This window comes from Bradyrhizobium sp. BR 10261 (genome assembly GCF_019455395.1).
GTDB classification, from domain to species: Bacteria; Pseudomonadota; Alphaproteobacteria; order Rhizobiales; family Xanthobacteraceae; genus Bradyrhizobium; species Bradyrhizobium manausense.
This window is the reverse complement of sequence record NZ_JACOFQ010000025.1, coordinates 95,623-120,214: the sequence shown is the minus strand read 5'-3', so window position 1 is coordinate 120,214 and position 24,592 is coordinate 95,623. Positions and strand designations below refer to the sequence as shown.

Sequence of the window (24,592 nt, the reverse complement as noted above, 5' to 3'; positions counted from 1 at the left end):
CCGGCCGAAGTGTCCGCCCAGCGGACGGCCCTACACCTCGACCGGAATGGCCGCGGCCGTCTCCTGAAGCCGGCTGACGAATTGGTTCGTTGCTTCCTCGATGCCCAGCGCCGAGCGGATCCAGATGATGGAGATGCAACCGTAGACCGCATCGTTCCGCACGATGGGGACGGCGATCGATGCCGTCTTCGGATTGTATTCTCCCTCGCTGCGGATGGCGTAGCCTTGCGCCTGCGTCTGCGCGATCATCTGGTCGAGGCGGCGCTGGTCAAGGAAGGGGCGGTCGTCGGCTTCGTCGATGCGGCGGAGATGGCCGATGATGAGGTCGCGCTCGCGGGCGGGGCAGGCGGCCAAATAGGCCCGGCCTGCGGAGGTCCGCAGCATCGGCAGGCGCTTGCCGATCATGCCGCGGTCGATCGAGAGCGGGCTGCGGGAATGCGTGGTCTCCTGCACCACCATCGCGGCGTTCTCGTAAGTGGAGAGATCGACCGGCCAGACCAGGGTTTTGCTGAGCTCGGCCAAATAAGGCGCCGCCGCCTGGCAGATCACCACGCCGGGGTCGTAGCCATCGCCAAGGCTTAGGGCGAGCCGGGTGACGCGAAAGCGGTCGTCGCTGGCGCTGCGGGCGACATAGCCGAGTTCCTCCAGCGTTTCGAGCAGGCGATAGACTGTCGGGCGAGGCAGGTCGAGCGCGCGGGCGACATCGCCGGCGCGGATGCCGCCGGAGCGGTTGACCTCCTGCAGCACGTCCAGACCGCGCTTGAAGGCGCGGACGCCTTCCGACTGCCGCGGTTGGCCGGTCCGCGTCCGCTCCTTGGACACTTCGTGTTTTCTCCCTTGTGGCCGATCGCGACGCGACTATCGTCTTTGCGAACGCGAAGCGATTGCGCCACCGTAGGATCGCGCGCGACCGGTATCAAGTTCGCCGCACTGCGGCGAAGGCGGTGCTCTCGGGAGGAATTCGATGGAAATCACCGCGCTCGGCTATATCGGCATCAATTCGTCGCAGCTCGATCAGTGGGGCCAGATGGCAACTAGCCTGCTCGGGATGCAGCAGGTCGATCGCGGCGGCAAGATGCGCGCCTTCCGCATGGACGACCGCAAGCAGCGCCTGATCGTCGACGGCAGTAGCGATGCCGGCCTTGCGGTCATGGGCTGGGAGGTTGCCTCGACCGCGGAGCTCGACCAGCTCGCCGGCCGGCTGGAAAGCCATGGCGTCAAGGTCACGCGCGGCTCGCGCGCGCTGGCTGACGAGCGGCATGTCGCCGAGCTCATCACGTTCGCTGATCCCGCCGGCAACAGGCTGGAAGCGTTCTGCAGGCCCGAGCTTGCGAGCGAGCCGTTCAAGCCGGGCCGCCCCATCTCGGGCTTCCGCACCGGCGCGCTCGGCATGGGACACGTGGTGCTCAACGTCGAGGACGTCGAGTCGTTGCTGCCGTTCTATCGCGACGTGCTCGGCTTCCATGTCTCCGATTTCGGGTTGAAGCCGTATGGCCTCTATTTCTTCCACGTCAATGGCCGCCACCATTCCTTTGCGATGGTTGGCTCGGGACGCAAGGCGATGCATCACTTCATGATCGAGCTCGGCAGCCTCGATGATGTCGGGCAGGGCTACGACCTCGCGCAGATGGACGACGGGCGCATCGCCTATACGCTCGGCCGTCACACCAACGACCACATGACCTCGTTCTATGTGAACACGCCGTCCGGCTTCTTCATCGAATATGGCTGGGGCGGACGTGTCATCGACCCCCAGACCTGGCAGCCGCACGAGACCTTCGACGGTCCGTCGCTCTGGGGCCACGAGCGGCTCAACATGCCGGATGAGCAGCGCAAGCGCCTGCGCGACATGCGGATGGATGCGGCCGCGCGCGGCGTGCGGGTTCCCGATCCGCGCGTGCCGCCGCTGAACTGCGCCTGGCTGGATCAGGTGGTCGCGCGTGAATGATCGGCTCAGGCTGCGCCGAGATCGGGCTCCGTCAGTATGCCCTGGCGCAGCGCCAATCGGACCAGCTCGATGTCGGAGCCGACGCCGAGCTTGTCCTTGATCAGCGAATGCAAATTGGCGACCGTTTTCGGACTGACGTGGAGCGTCTCGGCGATCTGCTCAGTCGTGTTCTCGGCGAGCAGCAGCCGCAGTACCTCGAACTCCCGCGGCGTGAGGACATCGGCGGCGGAGCTTTCGCCGCCGAGCCGGCTCAGCGCCAGCTCGTGATCGATATCGGGGCTGATCGCGATCTTGCCGGCGAGCACGTCCATCACCGCACGCACCAGCGTCTCCGGTGGGCTGGTCTTGGTGACGTAACCCCGTGCGCCGGCGCGGATCGCCTGCACCGCAAACCCGGCATTCTCATGCATGGTGAAGACGAGGATTTTTGCCGCCTTGTCCCATTGTCTGATCCGCCTGACCGCCTCGACGCCGCCAATGCCGGGCATGCTGAGATCCATGATGACGAGGTCGGGCGCTTCTGATTTGAACAGGCGATAAGCCTCCGCGCCATCGCCGGCCTCGGCAATGACGCGAAGTCCCGGCTGCTTCTGCAGCACGGAGCGATAGCCTTCGCGGACCACCGAATGGTCGTCGACCAGCAGGATCGTCGCGGTCATGCCGCGTGCTCCAGCGCCTGCGGCCCCGCTGATGCGAGCGGAATGACGACGCGCAGCGCGGAGCCGCCTGCGGGGCCGGCTTCAAAGCTCAGCCGGCCGCGCAGTGCCGCGACACGCTCGCGCATGCCGAGCAGACCCATGCCTGATTTCGCGACAGGATCGGTCGAGCGTCCGTCATCGTCGATGGCGAGCGCGATCTCGCCTTCATGCATGGTCAGCTCGAGATTCACCTTGGTGGCGCCGGCGTGCTTGGCGGCGTTGGTGAGCGCTTCCTGCACGATGCGGTAGAGATTGGCGCTGATCGAGGCCGGCAGCGTCTCGAACGTGCCGTCGAAGCGAATGGCAAAGCGCGTCTCGCCCCGGCTGCGTCCGTTCCAGCCTGCAACGAGGCCTTCGAGACTGGCGACGAGGCCGAGCTCCTCGACATCCGGCGGTCGCAGCCGGAACAGCGCGCCGCGCAGCGTCTCCATCATACCCGATGCGGTCCGCGCGATGCCGTCGCATTCGCCGAGCAAGGAGGGGCAGTCCTGCGCGGCGGTCTGGCGGGCGGAGGAGGCGAGGGCGCGGATCGCAGCGAGAGACTGGCCGAACTCGTCGTGCAGCTCGCGGGCGAGGTGGCGCCGTTCCTCGTCCTGGAGCGCGATCAGCTTTCGTGTCAACTCGGCGCGCTCGGCGAGCGCGGTGTCGAGGCTTTCGGCGAGATGGTTGAAGACGTCGCGCACCGCCGAGAGCTCGGCGAGGTCGAATGGCGGCAGCCGCGTTGTGAGGTCGCCGGCGGCAATCCGCTCGAGGCCGGTGCTGATCAAGCGGGTAGGGCGCAGCGCGCGTGCCAGCGCGGCATAGACCAGCACGCACAACAACGGCAGGGCAATTGCAAGCGCCAGCATCAGACGGCCGGCCTCGTGCCACGCCTCGGCCGTCTGCACCGCGGGGTCGACCGAGACCACCGCCTCGCCCAGCCTGCTTCCGCGCAGCATCACCGGCCGTGCCGCCTCGCGGCCGGGGGCGAACAGGCTATGGTAGAACGCCGTAAAAATCTGCGGCGGCGGGTCGGCCGTGACGGGCGCGCCGCTGCAGAAGCGCTGGATCATTTCGCCGCCCGGCCCCCGGAAGGCGAGGCACAGGCCGGGCGTCATCACATAGGCCGAAACAGGATCGAGGTTGGGAAAGTCCGGGCGCGGGTTCGCGGTCCAGAGCACCTTGCCTTGTTGCAGCTCCAGCGTCTTTGCGACGATGGCGGCAATAGCGTCGATGCGCGCATGTGCGGCGCGGTCCGCCGTGATCAGGAAATAGGCCGATATCGCGGCGAAGCAGGCGGCCGATATGGCGGCCATGCGCAAGGTCAGGCGGACCTTGAGATCGAATCTCGGACGGTTCCACATCGGCGCGCACCTGATGCGAACGGGATTGTCGCCTGCGCATTATCCGGCAGAACCCTGCCTGCGCAAAGCGCCACTCTTGCCGCGGTGCAACGTCGTGAAATTTTCCCGGTAACGGCCGGGAAAGCCACTGCTGCGAGGCTTCGCTGGCGCAGCCCTGAAGCCGGCCTGCCCTCAGAACGTCAGCTGCACCTTCATCGATTGCGAGCGGTCGCTGGCGAGCTCGAACGCGGCGACCGCGTTCTCGAACGGCATGGTGGCCGTGATCAGCGGCTTGACGTCGATCAGGCCCTCGCCCATCAGCCGCACGGCCAGCTCGAACTCGGGATCGAAGCGGAAGGTGCCCCGAAGCTGCAATTCCTTGGCGACGATGGAATTGATCGGCAGCGTCATCTCGCCGCCGAGGCCGAGCTGGACCAGTGTGGCGCCGGGGCGGAGCACGTCGAGCGCGATTCGCAGCGCGGCCTGATTGCCGGAGGCTTCGAACAGCGTGTCGAACACGCCCTTGCCGGCGCGCCAGGGATCGAGCGCGGTGGCATTGGTCGCGACGTTGATGGCGTGCGTGGCGCCGAGCTTTTTCGCGACGGCCAGTGGAACGTCGGCGACATCGGTCACCACGATCTCGGAGGCGCCACCGAAGCGTGACACCAAGATCATCAGCGCGCCAATCGGGCCGCAGCCGGTGATCAGCACGCGCTTGCCGAGCAGGGGGCCGGCCTGCTTGCCGGCGTGCAGGCAAACCGCGAGCGGCTCGGCCACAGCGGCTTCCGCCAGCGATAGCTTGTCGGAGATCGGAACTGCCTGCGTCGCATCGACCGTGATGAACTCGCGGAAACCACCCTGGACATGGGGAAAGCGCATCGCGCTGCCGAGGAAGCGCATGTCGAGGCACTGGTTGCGCATGCCCTCCTGGCAATGCAGGCACTGGCCACACGGCTTGCTCGGATTGACCGCGACGCGGGTGCCAGCCTTCACACCGGTGACGCCGTCGCCGACCGCCGCGACCACGCCGGCGATCTCATGCCCCAGCGCCATCGGCTGCTGGATGCGCACCACGCCGAAGCCGCCGTGATGGTAGTAGTGCAGGTCGGAGCCGCAGATGCCGCCATTGGCGATCTTGACACGGACCTCGCCCGGGCCGGGCGCGGGATCAGGATAATTGTCGATCCGCAAATCCTTTGGGGCGTGAATGACGACGGCGCGCATGTGCTGTTTCCTTGTTCGCGATTACATCGCGGCGATCATGCCGCCATCGACATAGATGATCTGGCCGTTGACGTAAGTGGAGGCATCCGAGGCGAGGAAGATCGCCGCGCCCACCAGCTCGTCCGGCTTTCCCCAGCGCTTGGAGGGGATGCGGCCCATCAGCCAATTGTTGAAATCGGGATTGTTGACCAGCGCCTCGTTCATGTCGGTGAGCATGTAGCCGGGGCCGATCGCATTGGCCTGGATGCCGTGCTGGGCCCATTCCACCGCCATCGAGCGGGTCAGGTTCTTGATGCCGCCCTTGGCCGCGGTGTAGGGCGCAATCGTTGGGCGCGCCAGCTCGCTGCCGAGCGAGCCGATATTGATGATCTTGCCGCGCTTGCGCGGGATCATGCGCTTGCCGGCCTCGCGGCCGATCACGAAGGCGCTGGTGAGATCGGTCTCGATCACCTTGCGCCATTCGTCGGTGGTGAATTCCGCCAGCGGCTTGCGGTGCTGGATCCCGGCATTGTTGACGAGAATGTCGACCGCGAGCTCTTCGCGGTCGAAGCGCTCGAAGGCTGCGATGATCGCAGGCTCGTCGGTGACGTTGAAGGCCGCGCCTTCGGCCTGATGGCCGGCCGCGCGAAACTCGGCGACGGCCTGCTCGACACGCTTCGGGTCGACACCGTTGACGATGATTTTCGCGCCGGCCTTGGCCATGCCTTCGGCGATGGCGCGGCCAAGCCCGCGGGAGGAGCCGGTCACGAGGGCGGTGCGGCCGGAAAGGTCGAACAGGGCGGTGCTCATCTCAAATAATCCTCAGGCGTTGGAGCGGCGCACGATCAGGTCGGAGCGCTCGAAGACGGCGGGCAGAAGGTCGACGCCAAGGCCGGGACCTTCCATCGGGAAGACGTAGCCGTCCTTGATCACGGGCATCGTGGTCACGAGCTCATTGTACCAGCCCTTGTAGAAGGCGCGCACCGATTCCTGGATCAGGGTGTTGGGCTGGCTGAACGACATGTGGATGGCGGCGATGAAGCCGATCGGGCCGATGCAGTCATGAGGCGCAAAAGGCCGGTGATAGGTCTCGGCCATCGCGGCGATCTTGCGACCTTCGGTGAGGCCGCCGGTCCAGCACAAATCCGCCATCACCACATGCATGGCGTCGCGGTCGAGCATGTCCTTGTAGGGGAAGCGCGAGCCCAGCGTCTCGCTGGCGCAGACCCAGACATCGGTCGAGCGGGCGTATTCAGCGAGCGCCTGCGGCGAGTTCATGCGGATCGGGTCTTCGTACCAGGTCGGCTTGTAGGGCTCGAGCGCGCGGGCGATCTGTTTTGCGGTCGGCAGATTCCACAGCGAGTGGAGCTCGACCATGATCTCCATCTTGTCGCCGACCGCTTTACGGATCTTCTCGAACGGCTCGATCGCCTGCTTCATCTGCGCGGCAGTGATGTAGAGTCCCTTGTTCTCCTGCGCCGCCGGATCGAACGGCCAGATCTTCATGGCGGAGATGCCGCTTTCCAGGAGGCTCTCGGCCAGCGCATCGGCGCGGTTCATGAAGCCGTCGAGATCTTCGTAGGGTCCCTTGGATGCACCGAGATTCCAGTTCGAGACCGGGCTGATATTGGTGGAGCGGACATATTGCGTGCCGGCGCAGGTGTTGTAGATGCGCTGCTTGTCGCGGCAGAGGCCGCCGAGCATCTGGTGCACCGGCTGGCCGCAGACCTTGCCGAACAGGTCCCATAGCGCGATGTCGATCGCTGAGGCTGCACGATATTCGACGCCGGTCGAGGACTGCGCCATCGGCAGGTTCAGCATGTCGCGATGGATGGCCTCGATGTGCAGGGGATTGCGGCCGAGCAGGCGGCCGGCAAAGGTGTCGTGGATCTGCGCTTCGACTGCGCCCGCGCCATAAAAAGTCTCGCCGAGACCGATCACGCCGCTATCGGTGTGAACGCGCACCCAGATGACGTTGGAGAATTCCTCGGTGCGCAGCGTCTCGATCGACGTGATCTTCACGGCAAGTCCTCCCGTCAAAGGCGCCTCGCGCCGTCGTGTTTTCATTTCGCACCGCAACATATTGCAGCGTCGGCGAAAGTCTTACCGCTGCTTGTAATATATCACAACATGTTTTAAGGGTGCCACAAATAAGGCGCCGCCCTGCAATGCGAGAGCGCAGGCGGACGGGAGGACATGCGATGGCACGGCGCAAGCGCGCGCTCGAGGTGGTGAGACCGGAGGACGGAGAGGGCAAGCCCTCGCGGCGCAATCGTCTCAACTTCTTCGAGCTGGCCTATCAGCGGATTGAAGAGCTGCTGGTTCATTGCGAGCTCAAGCCCGGCCAGTTCATGACCATGCTGGAATTGCAAGAGATCACCGGCTTCGGCCGCACGCCGGTGCACCACGCCGTCAATCGTCTGTCCGCCGACACGCTCATCATCATCCGTCCGCGCCACGGGCTGCACATCGCGCCGATCGATCTCGCGCGCGAGCGCATGCTGCTGGGCCTGCGCCGCGACATGGAGCGGTTTGTCATCCGCCTCGCGGCCGATCGCGCCAGTCTCTCGCACCGCAATCAGGCGCTGCATATCGAGCGCCTGCTTCGTGAACGCCGCGCCACCCTGACCCTGGACGAGTTCAACAGCCTCGACCGGCGCATCGATGCGCTGGTGCTGGAAGCGGCCGGCGAGCCGTTCCTGGTGCACACGCTGCGGCCGCTGCACACGCTGTATCGCCGCATCGGCTACATCCATCACCGTTTCATGCCGGGACAGGCCGATCTGTCAGGAACGATCGATCATCATCTCGGTATTCTCAATGCAGTTGCGAACCGCCGCGTCGAGGATGCCGTGAAGGCGAGCGACGCCTTGATCGACTACATGGGCGAGATGTTCACGGGCATGGAGGCGGGCATCGATCCGCGCCTGCTCGATTGCAGTATCGAGCCGCTGCTCGGCGCCTAGAGAGTTTTGAAGAGAGGACCAAACATGCAGACAATGGCCATGCCACAACCGACCGCGAGCGAAACCGCGGTCCGCTACCTCATCACCAATTACAGTCCCAAGGGCAACAAGGTCGGCTGGCTGATGATGGCCTCGATCCTGGTCGAGGCCTGGGATCTCTATTCGATCGCTTTCGTGCTGATCTTCATCAAGGAGCAGTACAATCCGGATCCCTTGATGCTCGGCCTTGCCGCCGCGGGCACTCAGGGCGGCGCGCTGATCGGCGCGCTGCTCGGCGGCTGGCTGTCGGACAAGATCGGCCGCCGCGTCATGTTCCTGATCACGATGGTGATGTTCATCGTGCTGGCCCTGGCGCAGGCCTTCGTGCCCAGCGTCGGCTGGCTGGTCGTGATCCGCTTCCTGCTCGGCGTTCCGCTCGGCTCCGACATCTCGACCGGTTACACCTACATCATGGAATCCATGGCCAAGGGTGAGCGCGAGGTGATGGGCAACCGGTGGCAGTTCATGTTTGCCGTCGGCGAGGTGCTGACCATCGGCGTCATCGTGATCTTCCTCTTGATCGACATGCAGCACGAGATGCTGTGGCGCGTGACGCTCGGGCTCGGCGCGGTGCCGGCGCTGATCATCCTGGTGATGCGCCACGACGTGCCGGAGACGGCGGTGTGGCTGGTGCAGAAGGGACGCTACCGCGAGGCCAAGCAGGTCGCGCGCGAGATGTTCAACGACGATCTCGCCATGCTGCCGGACCAGGACGTCGAGGTGCCGAAGGTTTCGACCCGGGCATTCCTCGCCGACCTCAAGAAGGATCCGATCCGCTGGCGCGCCACCGTCTACGGCTGGATCGCCTGCTTCGCGCAAGGCAGCGAATTCTCGACCTTCGCCTTCTACCTGCCGGTGCTGTTCGTGATGGTCGGCGTCTCCAGCGTGCTCGGCAACAATCTGGTGACGATGGGCCTGTTCTGCTTCGCCGCGCTGTCGGGCTGGGTCGGCCCGCTGCTGACGCCGAAGATCGGCCATCGCGGCATCGCCATCGCCGGTTTCGGCATCGTGCTGGCTTCGCTCTTGGTCGCGGCCTTCGCGCTCTACACCGACAACAAGATGCTGCTGCCGTTCGCGGCCGCCGCCATGCTCTGGGGTCATTATTGGGACGCGTCGAACTGCATGACGATCCCGACCATGGTCGCCAAGCCGAAATACCGCGGCACCGCCAGCGGCTTCGCCTACATGTTCGTGAAGCTGCCGTCGTTCCTGGCGATCTTCCTGTTCCCGTCGCTGTTCGCGGCGATCGGGCAGGCCAGTGCGACGCTGTTCGTCGCGATCTTCCCGCTGATCGGATTGCTTGCGGCAATCTTCATCCTGCCTGAGGTCTACGGCTACGAGAACGACTAGTAGAGAAGCTACCTGATCGCGGCAGCCAGTGCCGCGATCAGGGCCGGCGGCGTCACCAGCATGCCGAGCTTGAGGAACGGCCAGGCGCCGAGCTCGATCTTCACCCGCCGCAACGCCACCAGCCACAGGATGGTGGCAAGCGATCCCGTCACCGACAGATTGGGCCCGAGATCGACACCGATCAGGATGGAGCTGACGACGGGCGTGGGCAGGTGATCGCTGGCAGCGACCGAGCCTGCGACGAGCCCGACCGGCAGATTGTTGGCGATGTTGGTGGCGATCGCGGTTGCGACGCCGACGCTCCAGGCCGCCTTCGGGACTGATTGCGCCACCGCTTCATGCAGCAGCGCGCTGAGCTGGCCGATGACGCCGGTCTTGATCAGCGCCTCCACCATCACGAAGAGACCGCCGACCAGCGGCAGCACGCTCCAGGATACGCCTCTCAGCACCGGCATCGGCGATTGGCGGCTGATCAGCAGCACGACGGCTGACGTCACCACGCCGCAGACGAAAGTCGGCAGCCCGAGCTGCTTGTCGAGTGCGGAGGCTGTGACCAGCACGATTCCGACAGCGATGATGCCGATAGCCGTGAGCTTGCCGCCACGGCCGAGTATCGGATGCGGCACGCTGCTTGCGATCGTTTCCTCCTTCAACGCGTGATGCTGGGTCAGGCGCAACACGATATAGGTCAGCAGGATCGACGCCGCCGAGGGCAGGGCGAACAGGCGCAGCCATTCGCTGAGCTGCGGCATGCGCGCGCCGAACACGACGAGATTGGCGGGATTGGAGATCGGCAGCACGAAGCTCGCGGCATTGGCGATGAAGGCGCAGACGAAGAGATAAGGCAGCGGTTTTGCGCCGGCCGCGCGCGTCGCGGCGTAGACGGCCGGCGTCAGCACGATGGCGGTGGCGTCGTTGGAGAGCAGCACGGTGACGACAGTGCCGACGATGTAGATCAGCAGGAACAGCCGTTGCGGGGATCCGCCGGCATATTCAACCGCAACCGCGGCGAGATAGTCGAACAGGCCCTCGAGCCGCGCCAGCTCGGCGATCAGCATCATGCCGATCAGGAAGAGATAGACGTCGACGCCTTTCTCGATGCCGACAAGCGCATCCTGCCACGGCAGGAAGCCTGATAGCACCAGCGCGCCGGCGCCGAGCACGGCCCAGATCGCCTCGGGCAGGCGGAAAGGGCGGATGATGACGCCGGCAGTCGCGGCGACGATGATGCTCCAGGCCCAGATGGGGTCAGACGGCAGGCTCGGCACGGATAGTCCTTGGCGTGGAATGAAATTGGAAGCGTCAGAATTTCACGGCGAGCAGCACCGCCCCGGCGCCGATCATGGTGATCCCGGTCCAGCCCTGCGCGCTCGGCCGCTCGCCGAGAAAGGCGAAGGCGAACAGCGCCACCAGCACCACGCTGAGCTTGTCGATCGGCGCCACCAGCGTCGCCGGCCCGAGCTTCAGGGCACGGAAATAGCACAGCCACGACGCGCCGGTCGCAAGCCCCGACAGCACCAGGAACAGCCAGGTTTTCGGCGAGACCGCCGACGGCACCGTGAACTGGCCGGTGAAGAACAGCAGCACCGAGAAGGCCAGCAGCACCACGATGGTGCGAATGAAGGTGGCGAGATCAGGATTGATGTTCTCGACGCCGACCTTGGCGAAGATCGCGGTCAGCGCGGCGAAGCAGGCGGAGAGCAGCGCCCAGGTTTGCCAGGCGGAGAAGAGGGCGGGTTTCATGTCATCGGTATCCGTTGTTCCAGGACGACGCGCCATCGTCGTCATTGCGAGCGCAGCGAAGCAATCCAGTCTGTCTCCGTGGAAAGATTCTGGATTGCTTCGCTGCGCTCGCAATGACGGAATTTGTGGCAACGTCGTACAACTATAACACTCAACGCGCCACCGACAGCTTCTCGGTGATCGCCTTGCGCAGGATGCGCGAGAGCGATTCCACCGAATACGGCTTCTGGATCAGTTCAAAGCCGCGGTGAGCATTTTCCGCGAGCACGTTGCTGTAGCCGGAGGTGAGCACGACGGGCAGGCCCGGATAGCGCTCGCGGATGATGCCGGCGAGCTCGACGCCGTTCATGCCGGGCATGATCACGTCGGAGAAGATGAGATCAACCGCGAACTCGTTCTCGCCAAGGATGGCGAGCGCGGCGTTGGCGTTGGCGACGCGACGGGTGACGTAGCCGAGGTCCTCCAAGAGCTCGGTCGAGAACTGGCCGACATCGTCATTGTCCTCGACCACGAGCACGCGATAGCCCCGGCCGGTGGTGGCGCCCTCACTGGTCAGCGAGGACGCTTCCCTCTCGGCGCTGGGGCTCTGCGCCTGCGGCAGATAGATGGTGAAGGTCGCGCCCTGGCCCGGTGTGCTCGTCACGGCGATGTCGCCCTCGGACTGTTTTGCAAATCCAAAGGCCTGGCTGAGGCCGAGGCCGGTGCCCTTGCCGACCTCCTTGGTGGTGAAGAAGGGTTCGAAAATGGCGTCGATGTTCTCGGGCGCGATGCCGCTTCCGGTGTCCGCGATCGAGATCGCGACATAGTCGCCGCTGCGCGCGGACTGCGCGCGCAGGGTCGGAATGCCCTGGACCTTGCGCACTGAAATGGTGAGCCGGCCTTCATCGTTCATGGCGTCGCGGGCATTGATGGCGAGGTTGATCAGGGCGGTCTCGAACTGCGCGACGTCGGCGACGGTGAAGCAGTCGGCATCGTCGATCTCGACGACAATCTCGATGCGGCCACCGACCAGCGGCCGGACCAACTGCGCCACGCCCTCGACCTGGCTGCCGACATTGAAGATCTGCGGCTTCAGCGGCTGCCGGCGCGCGAAGGCCAGCAGCTGCGCGGTCAATTTCGAGGCGCGCTCGACAGTGTCGGAGATGGCATCGACATAGCGGCGGCGGCGCTCCTCCGGCAGCTCGCGCCGGCGCAGGAAGTCGGTCGCCGAGCGGATGATGGTGAGCAGGTTGTTGAAATCGTGCGCGACGCCGCCGGTGAGCTGCCCGATCGCCTCCATCTTCTGCGACTGCCGCAGCGCTTCCTCGCCGCGGCGGCGCTCGGTGACGTCGACGGCTTCAGGCACCGCGCCGGTGATGTTGCCATGGCGGTCGAGCACGGGGCGGATGCTGAACTCGAAGTCGCGCTCGCCGATGGGCAGACGCAGCCGCATCTCAAGCCGCACGGCTTCGCCCTTCAGCACGGTGTTGAAGGCCTCGCGCACGGTTGCGCTCATGCCTTCCGTACCGGTGAACCAGGGCGTGTCCCAGAACGGCTTGCCGATGACCTCGGCAGAACTCGCCTTGATGCCGTCGAGCGCGGTCTTGTTGGCGTAGAGCAGCTCGCCCTTCAGGTTGATCAGGCCCTGATACTGGTTGCTGGTCTCCAGGATGGCGCGCAGCCGGGCCTCGTTGGATTCGAGCTCGGCGGTGCGCTCGACGATGCGCTCTTCCAGCGTCTCATTGAGCTTCCGCAGCTCGATCTCGGCCTGCTTGGCGGCGGTGATGTCATGGGCGACGCCGATGAAACCGATATGCTTGCCGGTCGGGTCCCAGCGCGGCTGCGATTCCGAGCGCAGCCAGCGCCATTCGCCTGATGCGTTCTTGTAGCGCGCCTCCAGCACGAACGGTTTGAGCGAGGCTTCGCCCTGGACCGATTGTTGCAACACATGCGGCAGGTCGTCAGGGTGCAGCACCTTGCGCCAGTCGAAGGCGATGGCCTGCTCGTAGGGCAGGCCGAGGAAGTCGACATAGGCCTGGTTGGCGAAGGAGCGCGTGCGGTCGAGCTTCGTCACCCAGATCGGCACCGGCGCGCTGTCGGCGATCAGCCGGAAACGCTCTTCGCTCTCGCGCAACGTCTCGCGGGCGAGCATCTGGTCGGTGATGTCGATATGGGCGCCGACGAGGCGGATGGCGCGGTTATCGTGGTCGCGCTCGATCTTGGCGACGACGCGGATCCAGCGGGTCTGGCCATCGCTGGGGCGGATGATGCGATATTCGGCCGTGTAGTCCCCGCCGGTCGCGGCCAGCGCATCGAAGAAATGCTTGACGGTGGCATCGCGGTCGTCGGGATGGATGCGGCTGACCCAATCCTCATGCGTCTCGTCGGCGGCCTCGGGCGGCAGGCCGTGGATGATCAGATATTCGGGCGAGCGGCGGTTCTTGAAACCTTCGCGGAGGTCGACTTCGAGCCCACCCACTTTGCCGATGCGCTGGATGCGCGCCAGCTCCGCCTCGCGCTCCTGCAGCGCGCGATAGGCCTCGTCCCGCTCGCGCGCGATTTCTTCGAGGTGCTGGCGCAGCCGTTCGGCGGCGATGGTCTCGGGCAAAGGATCGTTCAAGGTATCGGCCGTTGTGATGCGGGGGCGCACGTGCCGGACCGATATTCACATAGACACGGCGTGATAGCCATTGCTCAAAAGGGAATAGCTTGAGGAAACGCCCACCGTATTGCATCCGGTGATGTCAATGAACGCGGGGGCTGGCTATTTGTTCCTAAAGAAGGAACGATGAGCGGCCTGCGCGCGTATCTGCGTGGCGCCATAGTTGATATCGGTAAGACACACCTTCCCAAGAGGCTCAATCTTGAAGCTCTTTGTTTGCCAGGACTGCGGCAACGTTCTTTATTTCGAGAACCGCGCCTGCGGACGCTGCGGCCACAGGGTGGCCTTCCTGCCGGAAAAGGAGACGATGTCGGCGATCGAGCCCGATGGGGAGGGTTGGAAGACGCTTGCGGACAAGGGCGAACGCCGCATGCTCTGCCGCAATGCCGATTACGACGCCTGCAACTGGCTGACCGATGCCGGCGATACTACCGGCTATTGCCGCGCCTGCCGCCACAACGGCATCGTGCCCGATCTCTCCGACCCCGCGCAGCTCGCCGGCTGGCGCGAGCTGGAGGTGGCAAAGCACCGGCTGTTCTATTCGCTGATCCGCTGGAGGCTGCCACTCCAGACCCGGCAGGACGATCCCGAGCACGGCCTGATCTTCAATTTCCTCGCCGATGATCCCAACACCGGGCAAAGGATCATGACCGGCCATGACAACGGACTGATCACGATCGCGCTCACCGAGACCGATACCATCGAGCGCGAGCGGCGCAGGCTGGAGATGGGCGAGCCTTACCGTACGCTGCTCGGGCATTTCCGCCACGAGGTCGGGCACTATTTCTGGGACGTGCTGGTGCGCGAGGGCGGCAGACTGGACGAATGCCGCGCCGTATTCGGCGACGATTCCGCGGATTACGGTGAGGCCCTGCAGCGGCATTATGCCCAAGGCGCGCCGCCGGACTGGCAGCAGAATTACGTCTCGTCCTATGCGACGACGCACCCCTGGGAGGATTTCGCCGAGACCTGGGCGCATTACCTCCACATCGTCGATACGCTGGAAATGGCTGGCGAGTTCGGCATGGAGGTGCGCCCGAAGGTCGACCGCGATGGGGAGCTGTCGACGCGGATCCGCTTCAACCCCTACGAGGCGCGGGACATTCAGGCGATCGTCGATGCATGGCTGCCCTTCACCTTCGCCATGAACAGCGTCAACCGCGCCATGGGCCTGCGCGATCTCTATCCCTTCATCCTGTCGCCGGCCGTGGTCGCCAAGCTCGGCTTCATCCACAGCCTGGTCCGGGACGTGGCCAAAGGCGGAAAGCAAAAGGGCGGCCAGGGCTCAGGCCCGTAGCGGTCTTGCGCTGGTACGCCAGAGCGGGCCGGATTTTGCCCGTTGCCTCCAGCCAATTTTGCTGTACCACGACAGGATACGGCCCCGTCCCACCGGCCCGCCAAGGCGTGGGGCAGGGTCCCGCCCAGGGGACGAAGCTCAAGAAAATCATGTTCAAACGCATCCTGATCGCCAACCGCGGCGAAATCGCCTGCCGGGTCATCAAGACCGCCCGCAAGATGGGAATTCAGACGGTTGCCGTGTATTCCGAGGCCGACCGCGACGCCCTCCATGTCGAGATGGCCGACGAGGCCGTCCTGATCGGCCCGCCGGCCGCGGCCGAGAGCTATCTGGTGATCGAGAAGATCGTCGAGGCGTGCAAGAAGACCGGCGCCGAGGCGGTGCATCCCGGCTATGGCTTCCTGTCCGAGCGCGAGGCGTTTCCGCGCGCGCTGGAAGCCGCCGGCCTCGTCTTCATCGGCCCGAACCCCGGCGCGATCGCCGCGATGGGTGACAAGATCGAATCCAAGAAGGCCGCCGCCAAGGCCAAGGTCTCGACCGTGCCGGGCTATCTCGGCGTCATCGAGGACGACAAGCACGCGGTCAGGATTGCCGACGAGATCGGCTACCCCGTCATGATCAAGGCCTCCGCCGGGGGCGGCGGCAAGGGCATGCGTATCGCGCATTCGAAGGCCGAGGTCGCAGAAGGCTTCAATCTCGCCAAGGCGGAAGCCAAAGCCTCGTTCGGCGACGATCGCGTCTTCGTCGAAAAGTTCATCGTCGATCCCCGCCACATCGAGATTCAGGTGCTGGGCGACAAGCACGGCAACGTCATCTATCTTGGCGAGCGCGAGTGCTCGATCCAGCGCCGCAACCAGAAGGTCATCGAGGAAGCGCCGTCGCCTCTGCTCGACGAGGCCACCCGCCGCAAGATGGGCGAGCAGGCGGTCGCGCTGGCGAAGGCCGTGAATTATGATTCCGCCGGCACGGTCGAATTCGTCGCAGGGCAGGACAAGAGCTTCTACTTCCTGGAGATGAACACGCGTCTCCAGGTCGAGCATCCCGTCACCGAGCTCGTCACCGGCGTCGACCTCGTCGAACAGATGATCCGCGTCGCTGCCGGCGAAAAGCTCGCCATCGCGCAGAAGGACGTCACGCTGACGGGCTGGGCGGTGGAGTCGCGCCTCTATGCCGAGGACCCGTTCCGCAACTTCCTGCCCTCGATCGGGCGCCTGGTGAAGTATCGCCCGCCGGCGGAGGTGAGCAAGGACGGCATCACGGTGCGCAACGACACCGGCGTGCAGGAAGGCGGCGAGATCTCGATCCATTACGATCCGATGATCGCCAAGCTCGTCACCCACGCGCCGTCGCGTGCGGCCGCGATCGAGGCGCAGGCGACCGCGCTTGACTCGTTCTATGTGGACGGCATCAGGCACAACATCCCGTTCTTGTCCGCGCTGATGCATCATCCGCGCTGGCGCGAAGGCAATCTGTCGACCGGCTTCATCGCGGAAGAATTCCCCAAGGGCTTTTCCGTGCGCGTGCCCGAGGGCGAGGTCGCGCGTCGCATCGCCGCGGTTGGCGCCGCGATCGATCACGTGCTGGGTGAGCGCAAGCGGCAGATCTCCGGCCAGATGGGCGGGCGCGTCGTGCAGCGCGAACGCCGCCGCGCGGTCTGGCTCGACCGCCAGGAGATTCCGCTCGAGATTGCCCGCGAGGGCGATGCGATCGCAATCCGTTTCGTCGATGCCGACGGCACGGCCGGCAAGGCGCATCTGTTGCAGTCGCCATGGAAGCCGGGCGACCCGGTCTGGCAGGGCACCATCGACGGCCACTTCATTGCGGTGCAGGCGCGCCCGATCGCCAACGGCATTCGCCTCGCGCATCAGGGCGTCGAGGTGCCGGTCTATGTCTGGACCGAAGCCGAAGCCGCCTCCGCCCGGCTGATGCCGGTGACGACCGCCTCCGATACCGGCAAGAAGCTGCTGTGCCCGATGCCCGGCCTGATCGTCTCCATCGCGGTGACCGAGGGGCAGGAGGTCAAGGCCGGCGAGACGCTGGCCGTGGTCGAAGCCATGAAGATGCAGAACGTGCTGCGCGCCGAGCAGGACGGCACGGTGAAGAAGATCCACGCCAGCGCCGGTGCGACGCTCGCGGTGGACGCGCTGATTTTGGAGTTTGCGTAAGTGTGTGAGTGGGGCCCTGCTGGCCCCACCAACATCGTCATTGCGAGCGCAGCGAAGCAATCCAGACTGCCTCCCTCGGAAAGACTCTGGATTGCTTCGCTGCGCTCGCAATGACGGAGTATGTTGCGGCTGCGTCGCAATAGTGTGAGAGGGCACCATGGCCTTTCGTTCCCGCCGCGAGAAATTGCGTTCCATTCTGTCGGGCTCGGCTTGCGTCCGTCCCGGCTCGGTCTATGACGCGATCTCGATCCGCATTGCCGAGGATCTCGGTTTTCCGCTCGGCATGTTCGGCGGCTCGGTCGCCTCGCTCGCCGTGCTCGGCGACCCCGATGTCACGCTGATCACACTCACCGAGCTTGCCGAGCAGATGCGTCGGATGTCGCGTGCCGCAGGCCTGCCGGTGCTGGTCGATGCCGATCACGGCTATGGCAATGCGCTCAACGTGCGCCGCACGGTGCAGGAGCTGGAGACGGCGGGCGCCGCCGGCCTCACCATCGAGGACACGCTGTTGCCGGCGGCCTTTGGCGAGGCCAAGGCGCAGCTGATCTCCCTGGAGGAGGGCGTCGGCAAGATGAAGGCCGCGCTCGATGGCCGCGGCGATCCCTCGCTGGTCATCATGGGCCGCACCGGCGCTGCCTCGATCACCTCGGTCGAGGATGCGATCCGTCGCGCCCGAGCCTATGAGGCGACCGGTGTCGACGCATTGTTCTTCACCGGCATCAAGTCACGCGCCGAACTCGAGGCCATCGCCGGCGCCACGCGTCTGCCCATCGTGCTCGGGGGTGCACCGGACGAATTGAACGCGATCGACTATCTCGCGGGCCAACGCGTGCGCATCGCGCTTCAGGGCCATGCGCCGATCGCGGCTGCCATACAGGCGGTCTACGACGTCCAGAGGGCGTTGCGCGAGGGCACGCCGCCGAAGGCGCTGAAGGGATTGCCGTCGGCGGAGCTGATCAACCGCGTCATGCGCGAGGCCGATGTCAAGGTGCGCAGCGCCGATCTCCTTGGACTGAAAAGATGAGCCGGGCGATCCTCCAGGTGATGATCCGTGGGCGCGTGCAGGGCGTCGGCTATCGGGCCTGGGTCGAATACCAGGCAACCGCGAGCGGCCTCGAAGGCTGGGTCCGCAACCGCCGCGACGGCAGCGTCGAAGCGCTGTTCGCGGGCGCGCCGAAGCATGTCGCCGACATGGTCGCGCTGTGCCGCCACGGTCCGCCATCATCGCGCGTGGACAGCGTGACCAGCGAGACGGCCAGCGTCGATGAACTGAACCTGCGCCGGGCAGGGGAAGCGTTCTCCGTGTTGCCGACGGTGTAGCTTCAAAAGAGATCGTCATGCCCGGGCAAAAGCGCGAAGCGTGTCTTCGCGCCAGATGTCCCGGGCATCCACGTTCTTCGTGCTGGTAGACGTGGATGGCCGGGACGAGCCCGGCCATGACGCTGTGGAGGCTTTAGTGGGTGAAGCCTGCCATCACCGCGGCAGCTTCGAAATCGCTTCGCTCAGTTCGTGGATCTCATACGGCTTGCGCAGGATCGGGAAGTCGCCGCGGACGCCGGCGGCGGCTTCGCTGTAGCCGCTGGCGAGCAGGATCGGCAGGTTGGGGTGGGTCTGGCGCAGCAGGTGGGCAAGGCCGAGCCCGTCCAGCTTGCCGGGCATGACGATGTCGGAGAACACGAAGTCGACGCCGTCGCTCTCGAGTTCGCGCAGCGCCGCTTCGGCATCTGCAACCCGGCGCACGCTGTAGCCGAGCTGCTCCAGCAGACCGGTGCTGACGAGTGCGACATCGGGATTATCCTCGACCAGCAGCACCGTGCCGCTGCCGCGCACCGTCGCCGCCTCAGGCGTCTCGTTCGACGCGGTCGCGGTTTCGCGCGGCAGCAGGATGGTGAAGGTCGTGCCCTTGCCGAGCTCGCTTGCGACCTTGATCGTGCCGCCAGCCTGATGCGCGAAGCCGTGCACCTGCGACAGGCCGAGGCCAGTGCCTTTTCCGACCGGCTTCGTCGTGAAGAACGGTTCGAAAATCTTGTCGACGACGTCGGAGGGGATGCCGAGCCCGGTATCGTTGACGGTGATGGCGACGTATTCGCCGTTATGGAGCGGATCGTCGAGGACGATGTTGTGCGCGCCGATCGTCACCGTGCCGCCGTCGGGCATGGCATCGCGTGCGTTGATGACGAGATTGAGCAGTCCGGTCTCGAACTCGGAGATGTCGGCCTTGACGGGCCAGACCTCGCGCTCGATGTCGAAGTCGAGATGAACCGCGCTGCCAACGCCGGCGTGAAGCACTTCGCGGATCGCCTCGATGCGGTCAGCCAAATGGATCGCCTGCGGATTGACGCTCTGCCGCCGTGCGAAGGTTAATAGCTGCCCGGTCAGTGCGGCGCCCCGCTTGGCGGCGGTCTCGATCGCCGAGATGGCGCGCTGGAACCTGGAATCCTCGGGATCGCCCTTCTTGAGGATGTGAAGGCTGCCGCTGATGATCATCAGGAGATTGTTGAAGTCGTGGGCGACGCCGCCGGTGAGCTGGCCGAGCGCATCGAATTTTTGCGACTCGGCAAGCTGTGTTTGCATCGCCTCGAGCCTGATTTGAGCATTGCGCCGCTCGGTGATGTCGCGCGTGATCTTGGCGAAGCCGACCAGGGCTCCGTTCTCGTAGATGGGGTCAATCACCACGCTGGCCCACAAGAAGGTGCCATCCTTGCGGACGCGCCAGCCTTCCTCTTCGTAGCGGCCCTGCTCGCGCGCGGTGCGGAGCGCACGGGCAGGCTTGCCGCTGGCCCGGTCGGCCTCGGTATAGAAGCGCGAGAAATGCTGGCCGAGAATCTCGTCGGGCGAATAGCCCTTGATCCGCTCGCCGCCAATGTTCCAGCTCGTGATGATCCCATTGGGATCGAGCATGTAGAGCGCGTAGTCCGCGACTCCTTCAACCAACAGCCGGAAACTCCGTTCGCTTTCGAACAAGTCTCTCTGTTGACTGGACTTTTTGACCATTACGTACCCCGCCTCGACGGGAGCAAACGCCTTGAACGGCCTTTGGTTCCCATCTTCTGAGAGGTTTTTAGGCAAATATTGCGGACGGTATGCAGGTGGGAAGGCTTCGACAAACGCTTGACACGCGGTCGATGCCGTCAGATATTTCTGTTATGACAGAAATAACCGGAAAGAAGAAACTTCCCGCCGCCGTCGAGCGCTTCATCCTGCACTGGGGCGACATGGGCGATCAGTGGGGCGTCAACCGCTCGGTCAGCCAGATCCACGGGCTGCTCTATCTCGCCGAGGCGCCGATGACCGCGGAGGACATCGCCGACACGCTCGGCATGGCCAGGTCCAACGTCTCCAATTCGTTGAAGGAGCTGCTTGCCTGGAACCTGATCCGGCGCGTGCCGATCCTTGGTGACCGCCGCGACCACTACGAGGCGGAGACCGACATCTGGGAGGTCGCAACGCGTATCGCGGCGCGGCGCAAGGAGCGCGAGCTCGATCCCGCGATCACGGCGCTGCGGGCCTGCGTGACCGATGCGGCCGACGATCCGACCATCAATCCGGTCGCGAGCAAACGGCTGAAGGAGATGCTCGCCTTCACCGAGCTCGCCGACCACTGGTTCATGCAGATGCTGAAAGTGCCGCGGCCGCGGGTGGTCGCGTTGATGCGGCTTGGCGAGAAGATCGCCAATTTGCTGCCGCTGGGCAAAGCCAAATAGGTTTGAGGAGGTGCGATGACGTCGGCACGACTATCAGGCTCCAGCGCACCAACCATTGCTCAGATCAAACTGCTCGATGATCGCCGCTTCCGTTCGCTGCTGTCGGACGAGGATTGGGGCCGCCTGCCGCTTGCGACCTGGCGACGCTTCTCCAAACGCGTCGCGGATGGCGACAGCGTCGTCTATGTCGGCGTGGTCGACGAGGTCGCCTTCAGCGACATCGGCTGGTGGTTCGCGCAAGCCGCGCGCCTGATCGGCGGGCCACTTCCCACGGGGCGCGACACCGGCGTGCCCATGATCGTGACCGTCACCGAGGACGGTACGACAGGCGGTCAGACCTGGACCCGGATCTGCGCGCGCAAGCGCGGCTTTCCGCAGGTGATCCATTCGGCCAAGCGTTTCGCCGGCCCGACCGGGCTGGAGGAATATGTCGGCTACGGCGTCTCGATGGCGCTGCGCATCGCGGTCGAGGGTGAGACGCTGACCTTCCGCAGCGCCGGTTACGGCCTTCAGCTCGGACGCCTCTGGATCCCGCTGCCGCGATGGCTCGCGCCGGGCGATCTCACCGTGACGCATCGGGATCTCGGCGAGGGCGCCTTCCGCTTCACCCTCGATCTCATTCATCCGCGTTACGGCGTGCTGATCCACCAGTCAGCATTGTTCAGGGAGGCCGTATCATGACCCCGCTGTTGTGGACGCTCATCGCCATTCAGATCGTGATGGGCGTGTTCGACACCTTCTATCATCACGAGTTCACCGAGCGCCTGGCCTGGCGTCCGTCGCAGCGTCTTGAGCTGAAGCTGCACGGCATCCGCAACATGTTTTATGCGGTGCTGTTCCTCATACTGGGCTGGCTCGAGGTCTATGGCGTGCTGGCGCTGCTGATCGTCGCGCTGCTGGTTGCCGAGATCGTCATCACGCTGATGGATTTCGTCGAGGAGGATCTGAGCCGCAAGCTGCGGCCGAGCGAGCGGATCAATCACACGCTGCTTGCGATCAATTACGGCGCCATCCTGGTGCTGCTGCTGCCGGTGCTGATGGTCTGGGCCATGCGGCCCTTTGGCGTGACCGTGGTCTATCAGGGCCTGCTCAGCATCGCTGCGACCGCCTGCGCAATTGGCGCGACACTCTGCGGTATCAGGGATTTTGCCGCGATGCGCCGACTCGGTCGCATGCGAAGCGCTCCGACGGACGGTCTCGTCATGCAGCTGCCCGGCCGCAAGACCGTCCTCATCACCGGCGCCACCGGCTTCATCGGCAGCCGTCTTGCGGCGAGCCTCAGCGGAACAGGGCACCACGTCATTGCGCTGATCCGCAATCCTGCGAAGGCCGAGATGCTGCCGCCCCCGGTGACGCTGATCACCAGCCTCGATCAGCTCCCGGCCGATACGCATATCGACGCCATCGTCAATCTCGCCGGCGAGCCGATCGGCAACGGCCTGTGGACCGAGGCCAAGCGCGCCAGGATCATCGGCTCGCGCATCGACATCACCGGCGAGGTCGTGAAGCTGATCGCAAGGCTCGAACGTAAGCCGGAGGTACTGGTCAGCGGCTCCGCGATCGGCTGGTATGGCTTGTGGGCGGACCAGGTGCTGACGGAATCGGCCAAGTCGCATGCCTGCTTCAGCCACGAGCTGTGCGCGGCCTGGGAGAAGGCGGCGCGGCCGGCGGAGGCGCTCGGCGTCCGCGTGGTCTTCTTGCGCATCGGCCTCGTGCTCGGCACCGAAGGCGGCTTCATCACGCGCCTCTTGACGCCGTTCGAGTTCGGGCTCGGTGGTCCCCTCGGCACCGGGCGACAATGGATGTCCTGGATCGAGCGCGACGACCTCATCCGGCTGATCGCCTATGTGATCGCCACGCCGGATCTGGCGGGCCCCGTCAACGCCACGGCGCCGATTCCGGTGACCAATGCAAAGTTCACCGAGGAGCTCGGCCGCCGGCTGCGTCGACCCGCGGTGTTTCGCATCCCCGGTGGCCTGCTTCGCCGGATCGGCGGCGGCCTTGCCGATGAGCTGCTGCTCGGCGGCCAGCGCGTGCTGCCGAACAAGGCGCTGAGCCGCGGTTTCGTGTTCCGTCATGAGACGCTGCGCAGCGCGTTCGAGGCGATTTTGTAGATGCTCGCGGCGTTAAGCCGCCGCGCTCCGGAACGTCGCCGCCACCGCGCGCAGCGCGGTCAGCTTTGCCGGATCGCTGACCTTCGAATGCAGCATCACCTTCGAGCTGCCGAGTTTCGGGAGCTTGTGCGTGGGACCGATATCGACCAGCCCGGGAGGCGCGATCCGGCGTGCCAGCGGGGCGATCGCAAGCCCGGCGAGCGCGGCTGCGACGACCGCCGTCACGCCGCCGCCGACAAAGCGTTCGCGCCAGGCGAGGCCGGCCTTGTCGAGTGCGCGCACGGCGATGGCGCGGACGCCGCAAGGCGGGGCGAGCGTTGCCAGCGGCAACGCTTCGCCCTTCGGCAGCGTGTAGCGTCGCGATGCGAACCAGCCGAACTCATCCTCGGTGAGTTTCTCACCGCCGCGGCGGCTGCCCTCCTGACGGACGATCACCGCATCGAGCTCTCCTGCATCATAGGCGTCCTGCATCTCGCGCGAGAAGCCTATGGTGACGGCAAGCGTCAGGTTTGACGACATCGCGTGCAGCCGCTCGAGCAGCGGCACCAGCTCGGGTCCGGCGGCGTGATCGGAGATGCCGAGGGAGAGCGATTGCGCGGCCGGTGCCTCGCCCGATAGCGCGAGGTCATGCGCCGCCATCAGCGCGCGGGCGCGCTCGAGGAAGCCTGTGCCGTCGGCGGTGAGCCGGACCGCGCGCGGCGAGCGCTCGACGAGACGTTTGCCCAGCAGCGTTTCCAGCCGTTGCAGCTTGAGGCTGACCGCAGCCTGCGTTGTGCCGAGCGCTTCGGCGGCGCGGGTGAAGCTCTGGAGGTCGGCGACCAGCAGAAAGGCCTGGACGGTCGTGATGTCGAGGATGGGCTTCATTACAAACCGTTATCACTGGTATCATCTGAGATAAGATACCAATATGACGGCGGAAGGTCTAGTTTCTCACCAACGCCGCAAGTTCAGCGGCATCTGAGGAGAACAACCATGCCCCTGATCACCGTATCCTACAGCACCTCCCGCCAGTCGCCCTCGCTGAAGGCCGACATCGCGAAAGCCGTCTCCGAGCTCACTGCTAAAATCCTGCACAAGGATCCCAAGGTGACAGCCATCATCGTGAAGTCCGTGGATGCGGATGACTGGTTCGCCGGCGGCAAGTCGCTCGCCGAGCAGAAGCTCGCCAGCTACTGGATCGAGATCCACGTCAGCGAAGGCACCAACACCAAGGACGAGAAGGCGACCTATCTCGCCGCGATGTTCACACGCATGGCCGAGATTCTGGGGCCGCTGCATCCCGAGACGTACTTGCATGTCGACGAGGTCAAGGGCGATGCCTACGGCTTTGGCGGCCTGACCCAGGAGCGGCGCTACATCGCCGGCAAGCTCGACGTGCCGCTAAAGGCGGCGTGAGGCCTTC

At 65.2% G+C, this 24,592-nt stretch carries 22 protein-coding genes; 11 read left to right on the top strand and 11 right to left on the bottom strand.

Annotated elements, in window-relative coordinates:
• Positions 1–30: 30 nt before the first annotated feature.
• The gene (locus tag HYH07_RS26550) at positions 31–822 is read right to left on the bottom strand and encodes a DNA-binding transcriptional regulator (protein ID WP_220005260.1); all 792 of its coding nucleotides are present in this window, start codon (positions 820–822) and stop codon (positions 31–33) included.
• Between the two features lie 142 nt (positions 823–964).
• On the opposite strand from HYH07_RS26550, the gene HYH07_RS26545 reads away from it, so the two are divergent.
• A complete protein-coding gene (locus tag HYH07_RS26545) occupies positions 965–1,948 on the top strand; it encodes a VOC family protein (RefSeq protein WP_220005259.1) in 984 nt (327 codons plus the stop codon).
• A gap of 5 nt (positions 1,949–1,953) precedes the next feature.
• Here HYH07_RS26545 and HYH07_RS26540 read toward each other — a convergent pair whose 3' ends face one another.
• The 5 genes from HYH07_RS26540 to HYH07_RS26520 form a co-directional block, all read right to left on the bottom strand.
• Positions 1,954–2,607, bottom strand: coding sequence for a response regulator transcription factor (locus HYH07_RS26540; RefSeq protein ID WP_220005258.1), 654 nt, complete (start codon positions 2,605–2,607; stop codon positions 1,954–1,956).
• The gene (locus HYH07_RS26535) at positions 2,604–3,989 is read right to left on the bottom strand and encodes a HAMP domain-containing sensor histidine kinase (RefSeq protein ID WP_220005257.1); all 1,386 of its coding nucleotides are present in this window, start codon (positions 3,987–3,989) and stop codon (positions 2,604–2,606) included. The genes HYH07_RS26540 and HYH07_RS26535 overlap by 4 nt, the downstream gene beginning before the upstream one ends.
• 171 nt (positions 3,990–4,160) lie before the next feature.
• Positions 4,161–5,192 carry an L-idonate 5-dehydrogenase gene (locus HYH07_RS26530; protein ID WP_220005256.1) on the bottom strand — a complete coding sequence of 344 codons (1,032 nt, stop codon included), beginning with the start codon at positions 5,190–5,192 and terminating at the stop codon, positions 4,161–4,163.
• Between the two features lie 21 nt (positions 5,193–5,213).
• Positions 5,214–5,981 carry an SDR family oxidoreductase gene (locus HYH07_RS26525; protein WP_220005255.1) on the bottom strand — a complete coding sequence of 256 codons (768 nt, stop codon included), beginning with the start codon at positions 5,979–5,981 and terminating at the stop codon, positions 5,214–5,216.
• 12 nt (positions 5,982–5,993) lie between these two features.
• On the bottom strand, positions 5,994–7,193 hold the full coding sequence (locus tag HYH07_RS26520) for a mandelate racemase/muconate lactonizing enzyme family protein (protein WP_220005254.1): 1,200 nt from the start codon (positions 7,191–7,193) through the stop codon (positions 5,994–5,996).
• Between the two features lie 179 nt (positions 7,194–7,372).
• Between HYH07_RS26520 and HYH07_RS26515 the strand changes: the two genes are divergently transcribed.
• Both HYH07_RS26515 and HYH07_RS26510 read left to right on the top strand, forming a co-directional pair.
• On the top strand, positions 7,373–8,137 hold the full coding sequence (locus HYH07_RS26515) for a GntR family transcriptional regulator (RefSeq protein ID WP_220005253.1): 765 nt from the start codon (positions 7,373–7,375) through the stop codon (positions 8,135–8,137).
• 24 nt (positions 8,138–8,161) lie between these two features.
• Positions 8,162–9,526: an MFS transporter gene (locus HYH07_RS26510; protein ID WP_057751592.1), complete on the top strand. Its 1,365-nt coding sequence runs from the start codon at positions 8,162–8,164 to the stop codon at positions 9,524–9,526.
• Between the two features lie 8 nt (positions 9,527–9,534).
• Here the strand turns inward: HYH07_RS26510 and HYH07_RS26505 are convergent, their stop codons facing one another.
• The 3 genes from HYH07_RS26505 to HYH07_RS26495 form a co-directional block, all read right to left on the bottom strand.
• Positions 9,535–10,785, bottom strand: a complete 1,251-nt coding sequence (locus HYH07_RS26505; protein WP_220005275.1) for an arsenic transporter — start codon at positions 10,783–10,785, stop codon at positions 9,535–9,537.
• A 43-nt stretch (positions 10,786–10,828) separates the two neighbouring features.
• Positions 10,829–11,269: an EamA family transporter gene (locus tag HYH07_RS26500; RefSeq protein WP_220005252.1), complete on the bottom strand. Its 441-nt coding sequence runs from the start codon at positions 11,267–11,269 to the stop codon at positions 10,829–10,831.
• 151 nt (positions 11,270–11,420) lie between these two features.
• Positions 11,421–13,898, bottom strand: a complete 2,478-nt coding sequence (locus HYH07_RS26495; RefSeq protein ID WP_220005251.1) for a PAS domain-containing sensor histidine kinase — start codon at positions 13,896–13,898, stop codon at positions 11,421–11,423.
• A 214-nt stretch (positions 13,899–14,112) separates the two neighbouring features.
• On the opposite strand from HYH07_RS26495, the gene HYH07_RS26490 reads away from it, so the two are divergent.
• From HYH07_RS26490 to HYH07_RS26475, 4 genes are all read left to right on the top strand, one after another.
• Complete coding sequence (locus HYH07_RS26490; protein ID WP_220005250.1) at positions 14,113–15,207, top strand: putative zinc-binding metallopeptidase; 1,095 nt, start codon at positions 14,113–14,115, stop codon at positions 15,205–15,207.
• A gap of 149 nt (positions 15,208–15,356) precedes the next feature.
• Positions 15,357–17,372 carry an acetyl/propionyl/methylcrotonyl-CoA carboxylase subunit alpha gene (locus HYH07_RS26485; RefSeq protein ID WP_220005249.1) on the top strand — a complete coding sequence of 672 codons (2,016 nt, stop codon included), beginning with the start codon at positions 15,357–15,359 and terminating at the stop codon, positions 17,370–17,372.
• 157 nt (positions 17,373–17,529) lie between these two features.
• The gene (locus HYH07_RS26480) at positions 17,530–18,396 is read left to right on the top strand and encodes an oxaloacetate decarboxylase (RefSeq protein ID WP_220005248.1); all 867 of its coding nucleotides are present in this window, start codon (positions 17,530–17,532) and stop codon (positions 18,394–18,396) included.
• Positions 18,393–18,692, top strand: coding sequence for an acylphosphatase (locus HYH07_RS26475; RefSeq protein ID WP_057751581.1), 300 nt, complete (start codon positions 18,393–18,395; stop codon positions 18,690–18,692). The genes HYH07_RS26480 and HYH07_RS26475 overlap by 4 nt, the downstream gene beginning before the upstream one ends.
• A gap of 153 nt (positions 18,693–18,845) precedes the next feature.
• Here the strand turns inward: HYH07_RS26475 and HYH07_RS26470 are convergent, their stop codons facing one another.
• Positions 18,846–20,366: a PAS domain-containing sensor histidine kinase gene (locus tag HYH07_RS26470; RefSeq protein ID WP_220005247.1), complete on the bottom strand. Its 1,521-nt coding sequence runs from the start codon at positions 20,364–20,366 to the stop codon at positions 18,846–18,848.
• 152 nt (positions 20,367–20,518) lie between these two features.
• On the opposite strand from HYH07_RS26470, the gene HYH07_RS26465 reads away from it, so the two are divergent.
• From HYH07_RS26465 to HYH07_RS26455, 3 genes are read left to right on the top strand one after another with little or no spacing between them, the layout of a single operon-like run.
• Positions 20,519–21,076 (top strand): GbsR/MarR family transcriptional regulator, encoded by a 558-nt coding sequence (locus HYH07_RS26465; protein ID WP_220005246.1) that lies wholly within the window; start codon positions 20,519–20,521, stop codon positions 21,074–21,076.
• Between the two features lie 15 nt (positions 21,077–21,091).
• Positions 21,092–21,757: a DUF4166 domain-containing protein gene (locus tag HYH07_RS26460; RefSeq protein ID WP_220005245.1), complete on the top strand. Its 666-nt coding sequence runs from the start codon at positions 21,092–21,094 to the stop codon at positions 21,755–21,757.
• Positions 21,754–23,190: a TIGR01777 family oxidoreductase gene (locus HYH07_RS26455; RefSeq protein WP_220005244.1), complete on the top strand. Its 1,437-nt coding sequence runs from the start codon at positions 21,754–21,756 to the stop codon at positions 23,188–23,190. The genes HYH07_RS26460 and HYH07_RS26455 overlap by 4 nt, the downstream gene beginning before the upstream one ends.
• Positions 23,191–23,202: 12 nt before the next feature.
• On the opposite strand, the gene HYH07_RS26450 is transcribed toward HYH07_RS26455, so the two are convergent.
• On the bottom strand, positions 23,203–24,054 hold the full coding sequence (locus HYH07_RS26450) for a LysR substrate-binding domain-containing protein (RefSeq protein ID WP_220005243.1): 852 nt from the start codon (positions 24,052–24,054) through the stop codon (positions 23,203–23,205).
• A gap of 108 nt (positions 24,055–24,162) precedes the next feature.
• Here HYH07_RS26450 and HYH07_RS26445 point away from each other — a divergent pair, with 108 nt between their 5' ends.
• Entirely contained in the window at positions 24,163–24,585 is a 423-nt protein-coding gene (locus HYH07_RS26445) for a 4-oxalocrotonate tautomerase family protein (RefSeq protein ID WP_220005242.1), read from the top strand.
• Positions 24,586–24,592 lie beyond the last annotated feature (7 nt).

Excerpts from the sequence above, each read along its gene's own strand:
- HYH07_RS26545 (WP_220005259.1), top strand. The coding sequence starts at position 965 with ATGGAAATCACCGCGCTCGGCTATATCGGCATCAATTCGTCGCAGCTC.
- HYH07_RS26540 (WP_220005258.1), bottom strand. The coding sequence starts at position 2,607 with ATGACCGCGACGATCCTGCTGGTCGACGACCATTCGGTGGTCCGCGAA.
- HYH07_RS26535 (WP_220005257.1), bottom strand. The coding sequence starts at position 3,989 with ATGTGGAACCGTCCGAGATTCGATCTCAAGGTCCGCCTGACCTTGCGC.
- HYH07_RS26530 (WP_220005256.1), bottom strand. The coding sequence starts at position 5,192 with ATGCGCGCCGTCGTCATTCACGCCCCAAAGGATTTGCGGATCGACAAT.
- HYH07_RS26525 (WP_220005255.1), bottom strand. The coding sequence starts at position 5,981 with ATGAGCACCGCCCTGTTCGACCTTTCCGGCCGCACCGCCCTCGTGACC.
- HYH07_RS26515 (WP_220005253.1), top strand. The coding sequence starts at position 7,373 with ATGGCACGGCGCAAGCGCGCGCTCGAGGTGGTGAGACCGGAGGACGGA.
- HYH07_RS26510 (WP_057751592.1), top strand. The coding sequence starts at position 8,162 with ATGCAGACAATGGCCATGCCACAACCGACCGCGAGCGAAACCGCGGTC.
- HYH07_RS26500 (WP_220005252.1), bottom strand. The coding sequence starts at position 11,269 with ATGAAACCCGCCCTCTTCTCCGCCTGGCAAACCTGGGCGCTGCTCTCC.
- HYH07_RS26485 (WP_220005249.1), top strand. The coding sequence starts at position 15,357 with ATGTTCAAACGCATCCTGATCGCCAACCGCGGCGAAATCGCCTGCCGG.
- HYH07_RS26480 (WP_220005248.1), top strand. The coding sequence starts at position 17,530 with ATGGCCTTTCGTTCCCGCCGCGAGAAATTGCGTTCCATTCTGTCGGGC.
- HYH07_RS26475 (WP_057751581.1), top strand. The coding sequence starts at position 18,393 with ATGAGCCGGGCGATCCTCCAGGTGATGATCCGTGGGCGCGTGCAGGGC.
- HYH07_RS26470 (WP_220005247.1), bottom strand. The coding sequence starts at position 20,366 with ATGGTCAAAAAGTCCAGTCAACAGAGAGACTTGTTCGAAAGCGAACGG.
- HYH07_RS26465 (WP_220005246.1), top strand. The coding sequence starts at position 20,519 with ATGACAGAAATAACCGGAAAGAAGAAACTTCCCGCCGCCGTCGAGCGC.
- HYH07_RS26460 (WP_220005245.1), top strand. The coding sequence starts at position 21,092 with ATGACGTCGGCACGACTATCAGGCTCCAGCGCACCAACCATTGCTCAG.
- HYH07_RS26455 (WP_220005244.1), top strand. The coding sequence starts at position 21,754 with ATGACCCCGCTGTTGTGGACGCTCATCGCCATTCAGATCGTGATGGGC.
- HYH07_RS26450 (WP_220005243.1), bottom strand. The coding sequence starts at position 24,054 with ATGAAGCCCATCCTCGACATCACGACCGTCCAGGCCTTTCTGCTGGTC.
- HYH07_RS26445 (WP_220005242.1), top strand. The coding sequence starts at position 24,163 with ATGCCCCTGATCACCGTATCCTACAGCACCTCCCGCCAGTCGCCCTCG.